The organism is uncultured Mailhella sp. (assembly GCF_947631555.1).
Classification (GTDB): domain Bacteria; phylum Desulfobacterota; class Desulfovibrionia; order Desulfovibrionales; family Desulfovibrionaceae; genus Mailhella.
Map to the genome: position 1 here is coordinate 1 of NZ_CANRLT010000050.1, position 18457 is coordinate 18457.

Annotated in this window: 19 protein-coding genes; 8 read left to right on the top strand and 11 right to left on the bottom strand. The window is 61.1% G+C overall.

All coding sequences use genetic code 11. The features are described from left to right. A partial coding sequence (locus Q0Z94_RS07750) for a hypothetical protein (RefSeq protein ID WP_298068445.1) occupies positions 1-198 on the top strand: 198 nt, incomplete at its 5' end. 98 nt (positions 199-296) lie between these two features. Beyond that, complete coding sequence (locus Q0Z94_RS07755) at positions 297-782, top strand: helix-turn-helix domain-containing protein (protein ID WP_298068446.1); 486 nt, start codon at positions 297-299, stop codon at positions 780-782. A gap of 513 nt (positions 783-1295) precedes the next feature. Here Q0Z94_RS07755 and hypF read toward each other — a convergent pair. Next, positions 1296-3713 (bottom strand): carbamoyltransferase HypF, encoded by a 2418-nt coding sequence (gene hypF / locus Q0Z94_RS07760; RefSeq protein ID WP_298068447.1) that lies wholly within the window; start codon positions 3711-3713, stop codon positions 1296-1298. Positions 3714-3976: 263 nt separating this feature from the next. Between hypF and Q0Z94_RS07765 the strand changes: the two genes are divergently transcribed. The 4 genes from Q0Z94_RS07765 (at position 3977) to Q0Z94_RS07780 (ending at position 7748) form a co-directional block, all read left to right on the top strand. Beyond that, positions 3977-5626 carry an AMP-binding protein gene (locus Q0Z94_RS07765; protein WP_298068448.1) on the top strand — a complete coding sequence of 550 codons (1650 nt, stop codon included), beginning with the start codon at positions 3977-3979 and terminating at the stop codon, positions 5624-5626. Next, positions 5616-6551 carry an SAM-dependent methyltransferase gene (locus Q0Z94_RS07770; RefSeq protein WP_298068449.1) on the top strand — a complete coding sequence of 312 codons (936 nt, stop codon included), beginning with the start codon at positions 5616-5618 and terminating at the stop codon, positions 6549-6551. The genes Q0Z94_RS07765 and Q0Z94_RS07770 overlap by 11 nt, the downstream gene beginning before the upstream one ends. Before the next feature lie 164 nt (positions 6552-6715). After that, positions 6716-6991, top strand: coding sequence for an HU family DNA-binding protein (locus Q0Z94_RS07775; RefSeq protein ID WP_298068450.1), 276 nt, complete (start codon positions 6716-6718; stop codon positions 6989-6991). A 226-nt stretch (positions 6992-7217) separates the two neighbouring features. Then, complete coding sequence (locus Q0Z94_RS07780) at positions 7218-7748, top strand: HAD family hydrolase (protein ID WP_298068451.1); 531 nt, start codon at positions 7218-7220, stop codon at positions 7746-7748. Between the two features lie 98 nt (positions 7749-7846). Here Q0Z94_RS07780 and Q0Z94_RS07785 read toward each other — a convergent pair whose 3' ends face one another. From Q0Z94_RS07785 to Q0Z94_RS07805, 5 genes are all read right to left on the bottom strand, one after another. Next, on the bottom strand, positions 7847-9043 hold the full coding sequence (locus tag Q0Z94_RS07785) for a dicarboxylate/amino acid:cation symporter (RefSeq protein WP_298068452.1): 1197 nt from the start codon (positions 9041-9043) through the stop codon (positions 7847-7849). 173 nt (positions 9044-9216) lie between these two features. Beyond that, positions 9217-10401 (bottom strand): metallophosphoesterase, encoded by a 1185-nt coding sequence (locus tag Q0Z94_RS07790; protein ID WP_298068453.1) that lies wholly within the window; start codon positions 10399-10401, stop codon positions 9217-9219. Positions 10402-10413: 12 nt separating this feature from the next. Then, the gene (locus tag Q0Z94_RS07795; RefSeq protein ID WP_298068454.1) at positions 10414-10839 is read right to left on the bottom strand and encodes a hypothetical protein; all 426 of its coding nucleotides are present in this window, start codon (positions 10837-10839) and stop codon (positions 10414-10416) included. Between the two features lie 18 nt (positions 10840-10857). Then, positions 10858-11379, bottom strand: a complete 522-nt coding sequence (locus Q0Z94_RS07800; protein ID WP_298068455.1) for an NUDIX hydrolase — start codon at positions 11377-11379, stop codon at positions 10858-10860. A gap of 10 nt (positions 11380-11389) precedes the next feature. Then, positions 11390-12022: an L-threonylcarbamoyladenylate synthase gene (locus Q0Z94_RS07805; protein ID WP_298068456.1), complete on the bottom strand. Its 633-nt coding sequence runs from the start codon at positions 12020-12022 to the stop codon at positions 11390-11392. Positions 12023-12059: 37 nt separating this feature from the next. On the opposite strand from Q0Z94_RS07805, the gene Q0Z94_RS07810 reads away from it, so the two are divergent. Next, positions 12060-12536 carry a 23S rRNA (pseudouridine(1915)-N(3))-methyltransferase RlmH gene (locus tag Q0Z94_RS07810; protein WP_298068458.1) on the top strand — a complete coding sequence of 159 codons (477 nt, stop codon included), beginning with the start codon at positions 12060-12062 and terminating at the stop codon, positions 12534-12536. On the opposite strand, the gene Q0Z94_RS07815 is transcribed toward Q0Z94_RS07810, so the two are convergent. The 5 genes from Q0Z94_RS07815 to purM form a co-directional block, all read right to left on the bottom strand. Beyond that, entirely contained in the window at positions 12527-14149 is a 1623-nt protein-coding gene (locus tag Q0Z94_RS07815; RefSeq protein ID WP_298068460.1) for an AAA family ATPase, read from the bottom strand. The two genes, Q0Z94_RS07810 and Q0Z94_RS07815, sit on opposite strands and share 10 nt — an antisense overlap. 149 nt (positions 14150-14298) lie before the next feature. Continuing rightward, positions 14299-15498 (bottom strand): pyridoxal phosphate-dependent aminotransferase, encoded by a 1200-nt coding sequence (locus Q0Z94_RS07820; protein ID WP_298068463.1) that lies wholly within the window; start codon positions 15496-15498, stop codon positions 14299-14301. 10 nt (positions 15499-15508) lie between these two features. After that, positions 15509-16339 (bottom strand): sirohydrochlorin cobaltochelatase, encoded by an 831-nt coding sequence (locus Q0Z94_RS07825; protein WP_298068465.1) that lies wholly within the window; start codon positions 16337-16339, stop codon positions 15509-15511. Further along, the gene (locus Q0Z94_RS07830) at positions 16336-16800 is read right to left on the bottom strand and encodes a DUF523 domain-containing protein (RefSeq protein ID WP_298068468.1); all 465 of its coding nucleotides are present in this window, start codon (positions 16798-16800) and stop codon (positions 16336-16338) included. The genes Q0Z94_RS07825 and Q0Z94_RS07830 overlap by 4 nt, the downstream gene beginning before the upstream one ends. After that, positions 16793-17845, bottom strand: coding sequence for a phosphoribosylformylglycinamidine cyclo-ligase (purM, locus tag Q0Z94_RS07835; protein ID WP_298068470.1), 1053 nt, complete (start codon positions 17843-17845; stop codon positions 16793-16795). The genes Q0Z94_RS07830 and purM overlap by 8 nt, the downstream gene beginning before the upstream one ends. 218 nt (positions 17846-18063) lie before the next feature. Here purM and Q0Z94_RS07840 point away from each other — a divergent pair, with 218 nt between their 5' ends. Further along, on the top strand, positions 18064-18399 hold the full coding sequence (locus Q0Z94_RS07840) for a hypothetical protein (RefSeq protein WP_298068473.1): 336 nt from the start codon (positions 18064-18066) through the stop codon (positions 18397-18399). Positions 18400-18457: the final 58 nt, after the last annotated feature.

Below are 18457 nucleotides of genomic sequence, written 5' to 3' on the forward strand. Positions count from 1 at the left end.
CGAACCTTCAACCCGTCAATTCTTCCCGCTGATTATGCCTTTCCTAATATTTCAACCTCTAATTATAACAGAGCCTTCGAAAATAATTTTGGCGTTGCACAGCGTCCTGGAACACTGCTGTCTGTTTGCCTTCCACCTTTTACGCCGCAGGTGGTCAATGAAATTGCCATGGCAAAGGCAATACCGACGTACAAGTGATGTGAAGGTACTGGATGCCTTTCGGGAGCTGGAGGACGCCAAGGACGATGTGCTTCCTATCTCTCTTTTTTTGTTGAACGATGTGACGGAAGCCGCGTATGGGAGACATTAACTTTTACAATGACAAAGGTTTGAGATTATGCTATCCTTCAAAAAAAACGGAGGGTACCGGGATGCATTGCCGTAAATGCGGTTCTGAGGCATTTGTTAAAAATGGGTCTGTCGCTGGAGTTCAACGTTATAAATGTAAGGAATGTGGATTCCAGTTTACGCGGGAAACTCCTCATGGAAAACCAATGAAGGATAAAATCCTTGCCCTTGTTCTTTATCTTTCCGGGCTATCCATGACTATGATCGGAAAAATTATCGGCGTGAGCACTCAAAGCGTTATGAGATGGATAAAGATGTTTTATGACAAATTTGCCGAAAATGAATCCCAGGCAAATATTGAAGAAATAGAAGTTGATGAAATGGTTTCCTATATCAATAAAAAAAAGATCACATCCGGATCTGGAAAGCTATTGATCATAACACTCGAAAACTTATCGGCTGGCAATGTGGTGATCGTAGTTCCAAAACCTTAACTGAATTTTTTGGCAGACTTAATGTATGGCGAGCTGAAAGAGTATATTCCGATTTTATGTGTGCTATGCCGATGTGGTGGGAAGTCAACGCTTACGGCAGGGAAAACAACATACCTTCAAAAGAGAACAACACAATGCCTTGCAGCGTCACTGGCTTGGGCGATTCAGACGTAGAACCCAAATCGTCACGCGTTCCCCGGATATGTTGAATAACTCTCTGGCGTTGTTTCAGCGATTTCGCGTTGATGGCAAGATCGCAGAACTTTTATCATTATTAAGGTGATGTTTCGCGGAAGGAAGTCCTGGGTGTTTCGTTGCCTGGAGCGCAGTCTGCGAGGCATGGGGCAAGGTGCGTCCGGGCCTTCATCTTACTTCCTTTATGGTTTGAGACCTCGGCCTTCAGGCCGATAGAGCCCCACCCGCCCTGAAGGGCTTTGCTACATTATTGCCGGGCTGGCGGCAAGACGGGGAAAGGGGAAGAATGAGAGAAAGGTAAGGGACAAGGGAAGACACCTAGAGTTCCCCATTCCGCAGAGAGAGTGCGCCCCAGAACGCCTGTCCCAGGGAGATGGAGCCGTCTCCGGCCGTGAAGGAACTTGGAAGCAGAGGCTGAAGCCCGAGAGCGCGCAGCTCCCTGGGGAGTTCGCCCCGCAGCGCGGCGTTGTTGAGGACGCCCCCGGCAAGGGCTACCCGTGTAATGCCTGTGCTGTCGGCGGCCATGCGTGCCCAGCGGGCCAGCCCCAGGCTCAGTCCTCTGTGGAAGCGCCGCGACAGCACGGCGGGCTGAAACCTGTCGGCGGCAGCTTCACGGAACAGTGCGAGGGCATCGGCCTCCAGCAGCCCGCCCCGTTCGATGACGGGGAGCTGGTAGGCGCCCGAAGCGTTCCAGTCCTGAAGCGCTTCCAGGCGGATGGCGGCCTGCCCTTCGAAGCTGATGTCGAAGCAGGCCCCGCACAGGGCGGACACGGCGTCGAAGAGGCGGCCGCAGCTTGAGGTGGGGACGCAGCGCACACGCCGTTTCAGCATTTCGTCGAGCATGGGCAGAAGCGCAGCCCGCTCTCCTGACCACGGACGTTCAACCTCGGGCAGTCCCGCGGCCAGCCACAGTGATTCCGCGGTGCGCCAGGGCGAACGTATGGCGGCATCGCCGCCGGGTAGGTCGAAGGGAGAGAAGCGCCCCAGACGTTTCCAGTGTCCCGGCTCCACGAGCAGAAGTTCGCCGCCCCAGATCGTGCCGTCCTCACCCAGACCGGAGCCATCGAGCGCCAGACCGAGCACGGGTTCACTCAAGCCGTGTTCGGCCATGACCGCACAGATGTGGGCGGCGTGATGCTGAAGGCACAGTACCGGAATCCCCCGCGCTTTGGCGAAGGCTTCGGCCAGACGGCTGGACGCATAGTCGGGGTGCAGGTCGCGGACGGCGAGGCGGGGGTGGACTTCCAGAAGCCGCAGCAGATGTTTCAGCGTTTCCTGGAAAAAGTCGAGGCAGCCGGGCCGGGAGAGGTCGCCGATGTGCTGGCTGAGGAAAAGCTCGCTGCCCCGGCTGAGGGCGAAGCTGTGCTTCAGTTCGGCTCCGGCAGCGAAAACACTGTCCTGCGGGGGCAGTCCGTTCAGGCAGGACGGGGTGAGGGGTGAGGGAACAAAGCCTCTGGCGCGGCGCACCATGAGGGCCGGGGTTTCCGTGCCCGAAGGAAGGGGACGAGCCGGAAAAACAACGGAATCGTCCACACGCACAAGGATGTCGCGGTCGTGGCAGAGGAAGAGATCGGCGATGCCCGTGAGACGTTCTCCGGCCTCACGGTTCCCCAGGCACAGGGGGGCGCCGGGGGGATTGCCGGACGTCATGACCAGTGCGGACAGGGCGTCGCCGGGCTGGCCTTTAACCCATTCCGGATGAAAGAGCAGATGGTGCAGCGGCGTGGAAGGCAGCATGAGACCGATGTCCCTGCTGTCCGGCGCGAGGAGCGGCGGCAGGGCGCTGTCCCTGCGGCGCGGGCAGATGACGATGGGCCGCTGTGGAGAAGTCAGCCGTGCGCGGGCGTCCTCGCTGAGTACGGCGAAGCGGGCCGCGGTTTCAAGGTTGGGAACCATGACGGCCAAGGCCTTGTGCGGGCGGCGTTTGCGGCGGCGCAATTCGGCGACGGCCCCGGCGTTGAGCGCGTCGCAGACCAGATGGAAGCCGCCCAGACCGCGCACGGCGGCGATGCGTCCCAGCTTCAGCGCCTGGAGCAGAAGCGGCACGGACGCTTTTCCGAGGACGGCGTCCTGCGGCAGAGCGTAACGCTTCCGGCGCTCTTCATAGAGCCGGGCTTCTTCCGCGTTTTCCGGCCGCTGCCAGGGGTGAGGCGGCAGGGGCCCTTCCAGCCAGAGCATGGGTCCGCACACGGGGCAGGCATCAGGCTGAGCGTGGAAGCGCCGGTTTGCTGGGGCGTGGTATTCTTCGGCGCAGTCGGGGCAGAAGGGAAAACAGGCCATGCTGGTGACGGGCCTGTCGTAGGGGATGGAACGGGTGATGGTGTAGCGCGGGCCGCAGTTGGTGCAGTTGGTGAAGGCGTAGCCGAAGCGTCGGTTTTCAGAGTCCGCCATGTCCTTCAGGCAGTCCTCGCAGGGAGCCATGTCCGGGCTGACAAGGACGGAATGGCCGCGATGTCCGCCCTGCGCCGAAGATTGGATGACAAATCCCGCTTCTTCCTGCAGCGGCGCACGTTCCACGCGCAGAGAGGCGATACGGGCAAGGGCCGGAAGGCGTTCAGGAAAGGAGCGGAAGCGGGCGAGCGCCTCCGTTTCGCCCTGCACCTCGATGCGTACGCCATCGGGAGTGTTGCCCACGCAGCCCGTGAGTTTCAGCGCCGCGGCCTCGCGGAAGATGAAGGGGCGGAAGCCCACTCCCTGTACCTGCCCGGTGACGGTATAAATGTGTCTTTCCTTCATGTGGCCTCTTTGGGAAGTATAGCGCCCCTTGCGATCCAGGGAAAGAGCCGCACGGCCGCTTTTTTTCTTGAGTTCTCGTGGGAGATGGCATAGCCTTAGCACTTCGTGCCGCCGTGGAGAGGCCCTCCTGGAGGGAACGGCGGCCCGCCGGCAAAGATTGAGGAGAGGCCCGCGGCTCCGCAAGGAGCGACCGTGCGGCAGGTGAAGCACACCGTTTGGTGCGCTCGTCTTTTCCGCTCCCGGACTTTTCAAGGAACAGGATCATGCTTGACTCTACGTTGCGAGAGCGCACTCTCGGACAAATACTCGACGATACGGTTCGCCGTTTTCCCGATGGGGAGGCTCTCGTTCAGATAGGACACAACACCCGCCAGACCTGGAGTGAATTTGCCGCCGGCGTGGACGTCCTGGCCAAAGGGCTCATGGCTCTTGGCATCGAGCCAGGCGAAAAGGTAGCGCTTTGGGCAACCAACGTGCCCAACTGGGTGGCGCTCATGTTTGCCACGGCCCGCATTGGGGCCACACTTTTGGCCGTGAATACCAATTACCGCGACAGCGAACTCGACTACCTGCTCCGTCAGTCTGAGTGCGAGACCTTTGTCTGCATCGACGGTTTTCTCGATTACGACTACATGGCCGCGCTTTACCGCGTGGTGCCCGAACTTCAGGAACAGGCTCCAGGTGAACTGAAAAGCGAACGTTTCCCGCATCTGCGCCGGGTGCTGAACCTGGGGGAAACTCCCCATCCCGGCATTCTGCCGCTGCCTGAGGTGCTGAACCGCGCCGCTGCGGTCTCCGATGCGGCTTATGAAGCGCGCAAGGCAGGTGTCTCGGCTCACGACGTGGTGAATATGCAGTACACGTCCGGCACGACGGGCTTTCCCAAGGGGGTTCTGCTCACGCACGCCGGGATCGGTTGCAACGGCTATTCCATCGGCAGACGCGAGGAGCTTACCGAGCGCGACCGCGTGGTCATCCCTCTGCCGCTCTTCCATTGCCTGGGCTGCGTGGTGGGCGTACTGGCCTGCGTCGCCCACGGTGCGACCATGATCATCCTCGAAACCTTTTCTCCGGAACGGCTCATGGCCGCCATTCAGGAAGAAAAGGGCACCATCATGTACGGCGTACCCTCGACCTATGTGTCCATGCTGGGGCATCGTCGTTTCCCGCAGTATGACTTTTCCAGCCTGCGGGCGGTACTCATGTCCGGCTCGGTGTGCCCCGAACCGCTTATCCGCGAGGTCATGGCCGCGTTGCATGTGGACGCCGTGGTCATCCCCTACGGCCTGACGGAATGTTCACCGGTGATCACCATGACCGGCATCAGCGAGAGCGACGAACACCGCTGCCGGAGCGTGGGGCGTCCTCTGGAAGGCATTGAGCTGGAGCTGCGCGAACCTTTTACGGGGCGCGTTGTGCCGGTGGGCCGGCAGGGTGAGATCTGCTGCCGGGGCTACAGCGTCATGCGGGGCTATTTCCATATGCCTGAAGCCACGGCGGAGACCATTGACCGGGAAGGCTGGCTGCACACCGGCGACCTTGGCGTCATGGACGCCTCCGGCTACCTGTACATCACCGGCCGCATCAAGGACATGATAGTGCGCGGCGGTGAAAATATCTATCCCCGCGAAATTGAAGAATTTCTTATGCATATGCCGAGTGTGCGCGATGTGCAGGTTCTGGGCATACCATCCCGGCGCTACGGCGAAGACGTGGCGGCGTTCGTCATTCCTAGAGAGGGGCAGGACGTGCGGCCGGAAGATGTGCGCGACTTCTGCCGCGGCCGCATCGCCTGGCACAAGATTCCCCGCTATGTAGGCGTGGTGCAGGACTTTCCCAGAACGGCCAACGGCAAGATTCAGAAGTTCAGGCTGCGTGAGCAGGCCGCAAAGCTGTTCCCCAATGTCAAATAAGCCCTTCATCGTCTACGTTGCCGCACGGGGATTTGAAGGGGAGCTTCAGGAAGAGCTGGAGCTTGCCGGCGTACAGGTGCGAGAGGTTCGTGAACGCCTCGTCCTGGCCGACGGTTTCTTTCCCGCGGCATGGGCGCAGAATATCTGGCTGGAGCCGTTCTTTCTCCCCATCGCTTCCGTGGGAGACGCCGTGCGCCGGCTCAAGGCCGTGCAGCGCAACTGGCACCTTCATCCCGTGGATTTCCACCGCCGTGCTGAACTGATACGGCAGCAGCTCCCGCCGGTGAAGGCCCGCCCCCTGCGCTTCGGTGAGAGTGCGCCCGCTTCTCCTCTCGGAGCGTGGACGCTGTGGGATCACGACACACTGCTGCTCTCGGCCCGGTGCAGCTCTCCCTTCCCCGACGGCGAAGTTTTTTTCGAGGAAGACCGCGTTCATCCGCCGAGCCGCGCCTATCTCAAGCTCTGGGAAGTGTTTACCCTGCTGGGGCAAGCGCCGCAGCCGGGAGAACTGTGCCTTGATCTTGGCTCTGCTCCCGGAGGCTGGACCTGGGTGCTGGCTTCCCTGGGGGCGCACGTGTTCAGCATCGACAAATCGCCGCTCGCGCCACAGGTGGCCGCCATGAAGGGCGTGGAGCATTGCCTCGGCAGCGGCTTCGCACTGGAACCGCAGACAACGGGCCGTGTTGACTGGGTGTTCTCCGACATGGCCTGCTATCCGGAACGGCTGCTTGGACTTGTCCGGAAGTGGCTCGAGGCCGAAGCTGCCGCAAATTTTGTCTGCACCGTCAAACTTCAGGGGCGGACGGATCACGAGGCGGTGCAGGACTTCCGCAGCATCCCTGGTTCTCTGGTGATGCATCTTTCCTGCAACAAGCATGAACTTACCTGGGTCAGACTCGCAAAAGGCCGGCAGCAGCGGATTTGATCGGGCGGCCGATGAGGCCGGAAATGCTTGAACGCCGTTTTCTTTCAGAGTCTTTTTAGGGAAACTCTGTTTTGCCGGAGTATGCGGCTTGACAGAAAGTCATTCCTATTCTACTGAAAAAACAAGGCTTCATGAGAGGTCAAAATTTTTTGGAGGCTGGATTTATGACAAAGGCTGAATTGGTTGAAAAGGTATACGCCAAGAGCGGACTGGAAACGAAGGTGAAGACCGAACAGGCTCTTGAAGCGGTGATCAGCACGGTGGCGGAATGCCTCGCTTCCGGTGATTCCGTGACCCTGATGGGTTTCGGCAGCTTCAAGATTGTGAAGCGCGCTCCCCGCACGGGCCGCAATCCCCGTACCAACGAAAGGATCGACATCCCTGCGTGCTCCGTGGTGAAGTTCGTGCCCGGCAAGGCACTGAAGGAAGCCGTGAAGTAACCTTTTTTCAAAAAAGGTTCGATAAAAGCCATCCGTCCGCGGGTGGCTTTTTCGTTAATGGTTCAGGCGGAAGGAAACAGAAAGGGCTGTCTGTACCGCTGAGAAGCCTGACGGCCGATGGGGGAGCGGAAGGCGCGGGCGGAAGAAGCGCTCTTCCTGTCCGATCCTTCCTGTGTTAGACTGAGTTCCGGCCGGACGCATTCGCGGCGTGGCAAAGGAGTCGGTCGTGGGGAAGAACAAGGCGCTTTTTCTGGACAGGGACGGCGTTATCAACGTGGACAGGCACTACGTCTGCCGTATTGAGGACTGCGAGTTCATAGATGGCATCTTTGACTTGTGCCGCAAGGCCAGGGAGAAGGGATACAAGCTGATAGTCGTGACCAATCAGGCGGGGATAGCCAAGGGGTATTACACCGAACAGGACTATCTGAAGCTCATGGAATATATCGAGGCGGAGTTCGTGCGCCAGGGCTGCCCCCTGGACGATGTGTTTTACTGCCCCTACCATGAAGACGGAGTGGAGCCGTACCGCATGGCCTCGGAAGACCGCAAGCCTGCACCGGGAATGATTTTGAAGGCCGCGAAGAAACACGGCCTTGACCTGCCGCGGTGCATTCTCATCGGCGACAAGAAGAGTGACATCGAAGCTGGATGGCGCGCCGGAGTGGGTACGCTTATCCGTGTTTCCGAAGACGCCGACATCAGAAGGCTTGCGGATACCGATCTTGACGGCGGACACCGGCAGCGATCCCGCTGACCCAAAAGGCGAAGACAGCGCAGCCGCTCTGCGGACAGAAAAGAGCCGTTCCCCGAACCAGCTTCGGAGAACGGCCCTTTTTTCTTGAGCTGAGGTTCTTATTCGCCGGTTCCGAAGGTGGAATCAAGCTGCTGTTCGCGGTTGAAGAGTCCCTCCAGCATCAGGGCCAGGGCGCCATCGCCGGTCACGTTGCAGGCCGTGCCGAAGCTGTCCTGAAGCGCAAAGATGGCAAGGAGCAGAGCCACACCCGCAGGGTCAAAGTGCAGCACGCTGATCACGAGGCCCAGAGAGGCCATGACCGTTCCGCCGGGTACGCCGGGCGCTCCCACGGCAAAGACGCCGAAAAGCACGATGAACAGCGCCATGAGTCCTACCGAAGGCAGACTGCCGTAGAGCATGAGGCTGATGGTCATGATGAAGAAGGTTTCCGTCAGCACGGAACCGCATAGATGCACCGTGGCTCCCAGAGGAATCATGAATTCCGTGATGGTGCGGCTGAGTACAGGGGAACGGCGGGCGCACGACAGGGACACGGGCAGTGTGGCGGCGCTGGACATGGTTCCCACGGCTGTGAGGTAGGCGGGCAGGTAGTAGCGCAGCACCTTGCCGGGATTGCGCCCGGAAACGGCTCCGCCCAGGGCGTAGAGCACGGCCAGCCAGATATAGTGGCCGATGATGACAAGGCCGATAATCTTGAGGAAGATGGGGAGCTGTACCGTGAGCCTGCCTTCATAGGAAAGTTCGCAGAAGGTGGCCCCCACGAAGAAGGGCAGGAGGGGAATGACGATGCGGGTCACAACGGCCGTCATGATGCCTTCCAGTTCGGTAAGCACACGGCTGATGGTCTCGGCCCTGGTCCACGCGGCGGCTATGCCTAGAAGGAGCGCCGTGACAAGCGCCGACATCACGGTCATGAGCGGAGGAATATCGAGGACAAAGGAGGGCTTGGGCAGGGCGACCAGATCTTGAATCTGCGTGGGGACGGAAAGATGGGGGATGATGATGTAGCCGGAGATCGCCGAGAACGATGCCGCGCCGATGGAGGAGAGGTAGGCCAGAGCCACGGCCACGAAAAGCATTTTGCTGGCGTTCCGGCCCAGCCGGATGATGGCGGGAGCGATGAAGCCGATGATGACCAGCGGCACGACAAAGAAGATGATCTGTCCCAGGGCGTACTTGACGGAAACGACGGCGTCCATGACCGGTACGCCGGCCACGCGTCCCAGAAGCGCTCCTGCTGCCAGAGCGATCAGCAGTTTGATGATCAATCCGAACTCACTTTTTTTCCCTGCCATTGAGGTTCTCCTTTCTGCAGATACTGACCCGCCGGCGTCATGCCCCTCCGGGGAAAGCGCTGCACGGGTCTTTAATGAAGTAGGCCAGTTTTTTCAAAAAAGCTACTGCCTGACACAAAAAAGTTTTGGAAACGGCACCTGTCTGCATGAAAGGACGTATGTCCCGTGCGGGTTCAGCCGTCTTCCCGCCGCAGTTCCAGCAGGCTGATTTCGGCGGACACGCCGAGACGCATGGGCACATGACCCCACATGCCCGTGCCCGGGCAGACGTGAAGATACATAGAGCTGAGGCGGTAGAGTCCCGATCGGAAGCCGTGGTTCAGGCGGGAGACGAGGGGATAGAGAAAGAAGAACTGCCCGCCGTGGGTGTGCCCGGAGAGCAGGAGTCCGCAGCCTTGTCCTGCGCCCTTTGCCGCGTCGCCGGGGCGGTGGGCCAGAAGTATGCGGAAGCCCTTCGGCGCGTTCTGAAACGCCTTGTCCACATCGGGGAGTGCAAGGCCGAAGCGTGCGGCGCAGGGATCGGCCACGCCGCCCACAATGAGCGTTTCGCCGTGTAGGCAACATACCCTGTGTTCGTTGACGAGGGGAATCAGTCCCCAGGAGCGCCAGACAGCAGTCCAGTCCCGCAGTCCCGCGCCGTAGTCGTGGTTGCCCGGACAGAGGAGAACACCCCATGCGGCCCGCAGACGGGAGAGGGGGCAAAGCTCTGCCACCAGCCGTTCCGGAGGGCCGTCGGCAAGGTCACCGGTGATGAACACGAAGTCGGGAGCAAGAGCGTTGACCCTGGCGGTCACGGCTTCCAGCCAGGTTTTGTCGAACGTGAAGCCGATGTGCAGATCGCTCAGGTGGACGAGACGCAAACCTTCCAGTCCCGTGGGGAGCCTGGGGATGCGGATGGTTCTGTGCACGACTTTGGGGACGCGCAGCGCCCGGCAGATGCCCGCTGCGGCAAGGACGAGGCTGGCCGCCGCTATGCCGGACTCAAAGGGGAGGGAGAGGCAGAACTCCAGCAGGTTTGCAGAAGCTGTTTCCGGGACGAAGTGGAGAGTGTTCAGCGCGAGGAGCAGAGCCAGGGCGGCATCTCGGAGCAGAACCAGCCAGGAGAGCAGCATGAACGAAGCGGACAGGAAGCCGCCCGCACGGATAAGGCGAAGATTGGGCGGCGGCTTTCGAAGCGTGAGCAGGTGCATCACGGTGAGGCACTGCGAGAGCAGGACGAGAAGCAGCGACAGAACCATGCACCAGAGCCGCGGCACGGGCGCAAGCCAGAGCAGACTGAAGGACAGGTACACGGCCACGCTTAGCAGGAAGAGCGCGCTGAAAACGAAAAACAGACGGCTGTGGGCGCTGCCGGCCATGAGCGGCGCCTGTCAGCGGGATCCGTTCGGGGAAAGATAGCGATCCAGGGCTGCTTCATTGCAGGACGGACCGTGCCAGAACGAGGCGGCCCAGAGTATGAGCACCGCGGCTTCCGTGTCGTTGAGCTGTCGGAACTTGTTTTCCAGAGCGGCAAGCTCCACGCCGTAGTGTTTATGCAGTCCCTCGCGCTCACAGCGTTCGCTTACCTGAAGGAGCAGGTGGGCAAGGCGCAGATGGGAAGTGTCGAGGAGTATGTTTCTATGCGCCTCGATGACGGTTTTCAGTTCTGGTTCTGTAAACAGGGCCTTGAGACGGGCCGTTGCGGTGAAGCAGGTATCCATGAACCAGGGCAGCATGAATTCCGCGCCGGCCGTGCGGCTGCTGAAATAGTCGCGGAGCCAGCCGTCCTGGCTGACGGAGGAGCGGTAACGGGACATACGGCGTTCTCCGAATGCTCAAAAGGGGCGAAGGTAAGGGATGTCACCGAAGGTCGCGTCTGGGTCTTCCGCGCAGGGCAGCAGAGGTCTGCGGCCTGCGAGATAGTCGCGGAAGTGCCCGATGACCCGCGCATGATCGAAGCACAGCGGGGTGGGAAGGGCGTCAAGGAGGTAGAACGCCGCCGAAGCCGCATCGTCCCCGGCCTTGAGCAGTTCCGGCCGTTCCGGCCGCCCGACGAAGACCGTGGTCAGGGTATGGCAGCGGAGGTCGCGCAGGGGGTGGGAATAGACTCCCAGCAGACCGAGCAGGCGCACATCCAGCCCTGTTTCTTCCTTCATTTCCCGCACGGCGGCGTGTTCGGCCGTCTCGCCCTCTTCGATGAAGCCTCCGGGCAGGGCCATGCCCAGCGGCGGATGGCCCCGCCGGACGAGCACGATGCCGCGTGTCTCATCGTAAATGACAACGTCGGCCGTTGGTGTGGGGTTGCTGTACTTGACGACAAGTGTGCCGCAGGAGGGGCAGTAGCGGGGATGGTGCATGGCATATTCCTCAACAGGACAGGGTAAAACCGGTTTCGCGGAGACGGAGCGCCGAAAACGCTCCTTTGCGGCAGAGTTCGAGACGGCGGCCGCCAAGCGGCCGGACTATGGTGCTGGCCTGTGCACCGGAAGGAGCGGGCGGCAGGTCGATGACACCGTCTCTGCGGGGATCGAGCGCAGCCAGCAGGTCGGGATCCAGCGCTGCGGCGGACGTAACGGGCGGGCGCTCGCTGACATTGGCGCTGGTGGAAACCACGGGAAAGCCGCACTGCTTTGCCAGAGCCTGAGCCACGGGGTGCGGACTCATGCGTACGGCAATGACGCCGGTTCCGGCCGTGAGCGGCGCGGGCAGGCCGTCTTTGGCGGGCAGAAGCAGGGTGAGCGGACCCGGCCAGAAGCGGACAAGGTCTTCAACGTCCCCGGCCAGAGCATCCGGGACGGAGACGGCCAGTGCGAGCTGAGTCTGGCTGCCGAGGATGAGGGGCAAGGGCTTTCCCAGGGGGCGGCGCTTGATCTGAAACACCCGCAGGAGGGCTTCTTCGCTGTCGGCACGGCAGCCGATGCCAAAGAAGGTCTCTGTGGGGTAGATGATGATGCCGCCGGCGTTCAGAGCGCGTACCGCATCGGGAAGGGAAAGGGGCATACTTGCCTCCGTGAGGCGCTGCGTTTATAGTCTTCTCATGAGTCTGAGACCCTTACGGATTATCACGGTAGGCCGTCCGCGCGCCTCCTTCTGGAAGGAGGCCGCCGCCCACTATCTGGAACGGCTGGTTCGCTGGCGTCAGGTGACGGACACCATCATCCGCGATGCCGACCCTGCGCTGCCCATCGCCGGACGCATCGAAGACGAAGGCCGGCGCATTCTTGCCGCGCTGGAGCCTCAGGATGTGGTGGTCTGCCTCGATGAGCAGGGCCGTTCCCTGACCTCGAGAGAATTTTCCCGCTTTTTGGACGGAATGTCCACCGATGGAACGCGCCGTCCCTGTTTTATCATCGGCGGACCCTTCGGTCTGCACGCCTCCGTACGGGAACGGGCGCGCAGTCTGCTGGCCTTCGGCCCTCAGACCTTCCCGCACGAGCTGGCCCGAGTGGTACTCCTCGAACAGCTCTACCGGGCGGAAACGCTGCTGCGCCGTATCCCCTATCATCATGACTGATCCCGGCAATCCTCCTCGCCCGCCATGCGGCGCAGTTCCGCGGCTCTGGCCTGGGCATCCAGAGGCCGGCAGAGAGTGAAGGTTTCGCCGTCCCGTTCTTCCTTGAACACATGAAAATGCCGGGCCGCACGCACGGCAAGCTGCGGCCAGTGGGTGATGAGCAGAACCTGCCGGCGTTCTGCCAATGCCGCCAGCCTGTCGGAGACGCGGTTCAGGGTGAGTCCGCCCACGCCCGCGTCCACTTCGTCGAAAATGAGCGTGGCGTCTTCCCCTGCCTGCCGTATGCCCACCACGGCGAGCAGGAAGCGGGAGAGTTCGCCGCCGGACGCAATCTTGTCCAGCGGCTGGGGGCGCTGCCCTGGATTGGGCGCCCAGAGGAGCCGCCAGCGTTCCTCGATGCAGGCGGGACAGAGTTGTTTTTCTCCGTCTTCCACCGGGGGCCAGAGTTCACAGGGCGTATGCTCCGGCTCCACACGGACGTGTTCGGAGAAGCCCAGTCCGGCCAGTTCCCGTTCCAGTGCGGAGCAGAACCGTTTTGCCGCTTCCGCACGCTTGGCGTTGCATTCCTGAAGCGCCATGTGGAGTCCGCAGGCGAGTTCCCGTTCCCGTTTTTCCAGGCGGTGCAGATCCAGGCCGCAGGCATCGAGGAAGGAGAGGTTTTCCGTAATTTCGTCCTTGAGCCGGAGGATGTCGGGGATGCTCCGGCGCAGGCGGCGCTTGAGCTGCGAGAGTTCATAAAGGCGCGCTTCCAGTGCGTCGGGATTAATGCCGCTTTCCGTGGACGGGATGGTTCTGAAGCGCCTGGTCAGCTCCCTGGTCTCTTCCTGAAAGTCGATGAGTGCGTTCAGCGCCGGGGCGAAGCCGGCGTCCTCCCTGGCAAGGCTGTCCAGCAGGCGTTCCAGTTCACCGAGAAGCGGCTCCAGTCCGGGTTCTTCTCCGCCCAGCATGAGTTCGAGTCCGCGGGCGTACTGTTCCCGCAGGCGTTCGGACTGCCTGAGTTCGGTTTTGGCCTGTTCCAGGCGTTCTTCTTCGCCTTCTTCCGGGGAAACCTTTTCAATTTCCTTCTGCTGCATTTCCAGAAGTTCGCGCTTCTCACTGAGCGCGGCAATGCGAGCAAGCAGGGCTTCACGCCGGTGCCGTACTTCTTTCAGCTCTCTGAGAAGACGGTCCTTTTCCGCCGTGATTCCCGGATCTTTGAGAAAGGCATCGATAAGCTCCGCCTGGTAGGAGGGCTGGAGCAGTTTCTGCTGCCCGTGCTGGCTTACATGAAAAAGCAGACCGGGCCGGAGGGCGCGCACGGCGTCCTGCGAAGTCAGGGAACCGTTCAGGAAGAAATGGCTGCGGCCCGACGCCGCCGAAAGCTCGCGCCGGAGTATGACTTCTTCCTCTCCGGCTTCGCCTGTACGGGTGAACAGGGCTTCCACCTGGGCCTTGCCGCATCCGGGGCGCACGAGTTCCGCGTTCAGCTTTTCGCCGAGGACGAAGTTGATGGCCTTGAGGATGAAGCTTTTTCCCGCACCGGTCTCGCCGGTGAGGACGTTCATGCCCCCGCCGAATTCCAGCTCCATGTCGTCGATGAGCCCAAGGCCGCGGATACGCAGATATTCCAGCATGTTCCCACCGTGAAAAAAGGTTTCCTCTGCTTTCAGATTTCCGTGAATGCGTAAAAAGTTAAGAAATGCTTTATGTTATCAATAAAAGTTATGCCTTCAGAAAAGCGGGAACGGCCCCGCAGAGCCGTTCCCGGAGCTTCAGGGATGCGTCAGCCTCTGAGGGCTTTGCGGAAGCCTTCAGCGGAGCGTTCGATTACGGCGTCTTCCACAGCAAAGGACAGCCGGAAGTGGCCGGGATAGCCGCCGAAGCCCGAGCTGGGCACGGCAAGAACCAGATTTTGGGTCAGGCGTTCCACGATGGCGTTGTCGTCTCCGCCCGGAGCCTTGGGGAAGAAGTAGAACGAGCCTTTCGGTAGGACGTATTCATAACCGGCGTCCGCAAGGATGGCGGCCAGAGTGTTGCGGCGTTTTGTGTAGACGGCCAGGGCCTTTTCCGTGGACGTGCCCAGGCATCCGGCCATGAGGTACTGACCCACCACCGGAGGATTCACGAAGCCCAGCACGCGATTCGAGAAGATAAGTCCATCCATGAGCACTCCGGCCTGTTCCATGGCGGGATTGAGCGCAATGTAGCCGACGCGTTCTCCGGCCAGGCCGTAGTTCTTGGCAAAGGAGCTGATGATCACGGCGTGGTCGTACAGGGGCAGAACCGCGGGGACTTCAATGCCGTCGTAGGCGAGGAAGCGGTAAGGTTCGTCCGAGATCAGGTAGATGGGGCGGCCAATGCGTCTTGAGGCTCCTTCCAGCATGGCGGCCAGAGCCTTGAGGTCTTCTTCGGAATAGACGGCGCCGGAGGGATTGTTGGGCGAGTTGACGATAAGCGCCCGCGTGCGGGGCGTGACCGCGGCTTCGAGGGCGGCGGCGTCAGGCCCGAAGTCATCTCTGCGGCAGGGGACGGACTTCAGGATGCCGCCGTGGTTCTGACCGTAGAAGCGGTATTCGCCGAAGAAGGGCGCGCTGACCAGCACTTCGTCACCGGGTTCGAGGACAGTGTGGAAGAAGGCGTTCATCACACCTGCCGCGCCGCAGCCAAGCATGACATGGCGGGCTTCGAGCGGCGTCTTCTGCTGTTTGCTGAGCCATGCGGCAAGTTTTTCACGCGCCCAGGCGAAACCGCCGTTGGGCATGTAGCCAAGGATGGCGGGTTCGGACATGCGGGCGGCGAGTTCCTTCATGGCCTGCGCCGCTTCGGCGGGCGGAGCGAGATCGGGGTTGCCGAGGCTGAAGTCGCAGACTGCGTCGGCACCGTATGTTTTGCGCAGTTCGATGCCGGCTTCAAACATGCGCCGGATCAGGGACCCTTGAGAAAGATTCTGTTCCATTGCGGCGGAGATGACGGAAACGGACATGGCAGACTCCTTAGGGTTGCGGGGAAAGAGAAGGGCGGCGCTCCTCCAGGGGTGCATCGAAGGCGGCGAGAGCCGAGGCGAGCTTGTCCAGCCAGAGATTGATGAAGGCAGGATCGTCGGCCAGTCCGCGCAGTTCGGCCTGACAGCACAGTCCGGCCGCTTCGATACGGGATTTCCAGGACGTGTCCGAGGCTCCGGCCATGTCTTCGAGGGTGTGGCGGCCGACAAGAGAGAGAAGAGGGAGCAGCCAGACGCGGCGGGAGGCCGGCGCCTGAGCCTTGAGGATCGGGAGCAGATTTTCCAGAGTCGCTTCGCCGATCATGCAGGCGATGTGTACCATGCTGTCCAGACGGCGGACGGCGTCCGTCCATTCCGCATACAGCGGGGCGCAGTAGTCCTGCCGGCTGCCGTGGGCCATGCAGACGACGGGTTCATCGGGAGCGCGGAGCGGGGAGATATGGCGGATGAGTGCGCGCGCGGCCGTTTCCATGGCCGGCCCGGAAGAGAGAATAGGGCTGCCGAGGCTCACCTGAAAGCGGCTTCCGGACATGGCGGCGCGGCAGTCTTCGGCCACGGCGGAATATTCCTCGCCGGGAATGAGGTGCAGGGACTGCACGGCCACATGGGTATAGCGCTCAAAGCGCATACGGTGGAGCGCCTTGAGCACGGAGTCGGATTTGGTACGGGAAAGCGCCAGACGCAGGCGCATGGCCTCCGAGGTGAAGGCCCAGCGCACGGGAAGGCGGAAGCGGGCTTCCGCCAGCGACTGTACCAGCTTGAGCGCCGTCGTCCCGCGCAGGCTTTCCGAGCCGTAGGCAACCAGCAGGACGCCGCGTTTCATGGCTGTTCCGCAGGTGTTTCGGGGGAGAACGTCTCTTCGGTGAAGAGAGGGAAGCCTTTTTTCCGCAGCAGGGCGGCGAAGAGTCCGTCGCCGTCGGTCAAGGTGCGGGAGAACGTGCCATCGTAGATGCGGCCGCACCCGCAGGAAGGGGAGCGCGCCTTGAGTATGGCGGCGGAGCAGCCATACTCCTCGGCGATGTACAAGGCGGCTTCCGCCCCGGTCATGAACTCCGCGGTGCGGTCTTGCCCGTCTGCGGAAACAACGCGGCCGCCCTGCTGTTCGCAAGGAGTGCGCGGCACGGGCAGACCGCCCAGAACCTCGGGGCAGACCGGCAAAGCCTGCCCTTCCTGAACCAGGGCGGCTATGGCCGGGCGCAGGTTGGAGCGGCCGTCATAGCGGCAGGGTTGCCCGGCAAGGCAGGCGCTGACGACATAGCGGCAGGGCCTCGGGAGATCATTCAAAGGAGATCTCCACCTGCTCCTGATCTTCCTTGCGGCGGGTGATTTCGCCGATTTCCCAGGCGTTGGAGCCGAGGGACTGGAGGCGAGGCAGGATCTCGTCCGCCGTGGCGCGGTCGACAATCATGATGTAGCCGATGCCGCAGTTGAAGATCTGCAGCATTTCCGGCCAGGTGAGCTTGCCCTGTTCTTTCAGCCATTCGAAGACGGCCGGGCGCTGCCAGCTCCCGAACCTGATGCTTGCGCAGACCGGAGCGGGCAGGACGCGGGGGATATTGTCATAGAAACCGCCGCCCGTGATATGAACCATGCCCTTGACGTGCATGTCGCGCATGACGGTCTTCACATGTTCGGTGTAGATGATGGTGGGGGCGAGCAGCACATCGGCGAAGGTTCGATCGGTGCCGGGCACGATGTCGCCGGCCTTAGCGCCGCTTTCTTCAAAGATTTTGCGTACCAGGGAATAGCCGTTGGAATGGATGCCCGATGAGCCAAGCCCGATGATGACGTCGCCCACGCTGATGGTGGAGCCGTCCACGATGCTTGGCCCGTCCACGAGTCCCACGCAGAAGCCGGCGAGGTCGTAGTCTCCCTTGGCGTACATGCCGGGCATTTCGGCGGTCTCGCCGCCAAGCAGAGTGCAGCCGCTCTGACGGCAGCCTTCGACCACGCCGCTGATCACCGTGGCCGCCTGATCCACGTCAAGCTCACCGCAGGCGAAATAGTCGAGGAAGAACAGTGGCTTCGCACCCAGAACGAGACAGTCGTTCACGCTCATGGCGACAAGGTCGATGCCCACAGTGTCGTGTCTGTTGAACATCGAGGCCAGTTTCAGCTTCGTGCCTACGCCGTCAGTTCCGGAGACGAGGACGGGAGACTGCATACCCGAAATGTCGGGACGAAACAGTCCGCCGAAGCCGCCGATATCGGAAAGGACGCCGTGCGTCTGGGTGCTGGCTACCATTGATTTAATGCGGGAAACCAGCGAGTTGCCGGCGTCGATATTGACCCCGGCCGCAGTATAGGCGTCGGAACGTGAAGAACTCATCTCGTATCTCCTCTTGGCTGAGTTGCTCTTTATTCATAGTCGCTTCTTTTTCTTTTGCCAAGAGCGAAAAGCGTCCCCTGCCGGAAAAATGTTCGGACAGGCGCGGATCAGGATGATTGACAAAGGCGCTCAGGGGATTAATCCTTAGAAGAAATACGCCGGCGAACGCGCAGGCGCGCCCGTTCCCGTTTTTTTCACTACTCCCAAAAGGCGGAAGCATGAGCAAAGATCCATCCAATCCCTTTTCCCGGCTGAACGCCCGTGATTTTCCCTCCCGCAGCCGCCGTGACTCCGGACGGAAGATCCGCCGTTCCCCTACCGTAGTGAAGGACAAGGCACGGGAAGAGGCCGTGAGAGACGCGGACGAGGCTCTTTTTCTTGAGGCCGTGGAGGGTACGGTCAAGGCCCTCGGCGGACACTGCGCATCTGAAAAGAAGAACGCCAAAGAATCCGGTTGCTTTTCCATCGAGGAGAATGATGCCTTCGCTCAGGCACTGAAGGACACCAGAGCGATGCGGTTTCCCGGCCAAAAGGAAAGGCTCTGTTATAATTAGAGGTTGAAATATTAGGAAAGGCATAATCAGCGGGAAGAATTGACGGGTTGAAGGTTCG

What these genes read in the sequence shown, in the direction of transcription:
- Q0Z94_RS07825 (WP_298068465.1), bottom strand. Translation starts at nt 16,339, where the DNA reads ATGAAACGCGGCGTCCTGCTGGTTGCCTACGGCTCGGAAAGCCTGCGC.
- Q0Z94_RS07800 (WP_298068455.1), bottom strand. Translation starts at nt 11,379, where the DNA reads ATGCACCATCCCCGCTACTGCCCCTCCTGCGGCACACTTGTCGTCAAG.
- hypF (WP_298068447.1), bottom strand. Translation starts at nt 3,713, where the DNA reads ATGAAGGAAAGACACATTTATACCGTCACCGGGCAGGTACAGGGAGTG.
- Q0Z94_RS07815 (WP_298068460.1), bottom strand. Translation starts at nt 14,149, where the DNA reads ATGCTGGAATATCTGCGTATCCGCGGCCTTGGGCTCATCGACGACATG.
- Q0Z94_RS07765 (WP_298068448.1), top strand. Translation starts at nt 3,977, where the DNA reads ATGCTTGACTCTACGTTGCGAGAGCGCACTCTCGGACAAATACTCGAC.
- Q0Z94_RS07820 (WP_298068463.1), bottom strand. Translation starts at nt 15,498, where the DNA reads ATGTCCGTTTCCGTCATCTCCGCCGCAATGGAACAGAATCTTTCTCAA.
- Q0Z94_RS07785 (WP_298068452.1), bottom strand. Translation starts at nt 9,043, where the DNA reads ATGGCAGGGAAAAAAAGTGAGTTCGGATTGATCATCAAACTGCTGATC.
- Q0Z94_RS07810 (WP_298068458.1), top strand. Translation starts at nt 12,060, where the DNA reads ATGAGTCTGAGACCCTTACGGATTATCACGGTAGGCCGTCCGCGCGCC.
- Q0Z94_RS07790 (WP_298068453.1), bottom strand. Translation starts at nt 10,401, where the DNA reads ATGGCCGGCAGCGCCCACAGCCGTCTGTTTTTCGTTTTCAGCGCGCTC.
- Q0Z94_RS07840 (WP_298068473.1), top strand. Translation starts at nt 18,064, where the DNA reads ATGAGCAAAGATCCATCCAATCCCTTTTCCCGGCTGAACGCCCGTGAT.
- Q0Z94_RS07755 (WP_298068446.1), top strand. Translation starts at nt 297, where the DNA reads ATGGGAGACATTAACTTTTACAATGACAAAGGTTTGAGATTATGCTAT.
- Q0Z94_RS07805 (WP_298068456.1), bottom strand. Translation starts at nt 12,022, where the DNA reads ATGCCCCTTTCCCTTCCCGATGCGGTACGCGCTCTGAACGCCGGCGGC.
- Q0Z94_RS07775 (WP_298068450.1), top strand. Translation starts at nt 6,716, where the DNA reads ATGACAAAGGCTGAATTGGTTGAAAAGGTATACGCCAAGAGCGGACTG.
- Q0Z94_RS07770 (WP_298068449.1), top strand. Translation starts at nt 5,616, where the DNA reads ATGTCAAATAAGCCCTTCATCGTCTACGTTGCCGCACGGGGATTTGAA.
- Q0Z94_RS07795 (WP_298068454.1), bottom strand. Translation starts at nt 10,839, where the DNA reads ATGTCCCGTTACCGCTCCTCCGTCAGCCAGGACGGCTGGCTCCGCGAC.
- purM (WP_298068470.1), bottom strand. Translation starts at nt 17,845, where the DNA reads ATGAGTTCTTCACGTTCCGACGCCTATACTGCGGCCGGGGTCAATATC.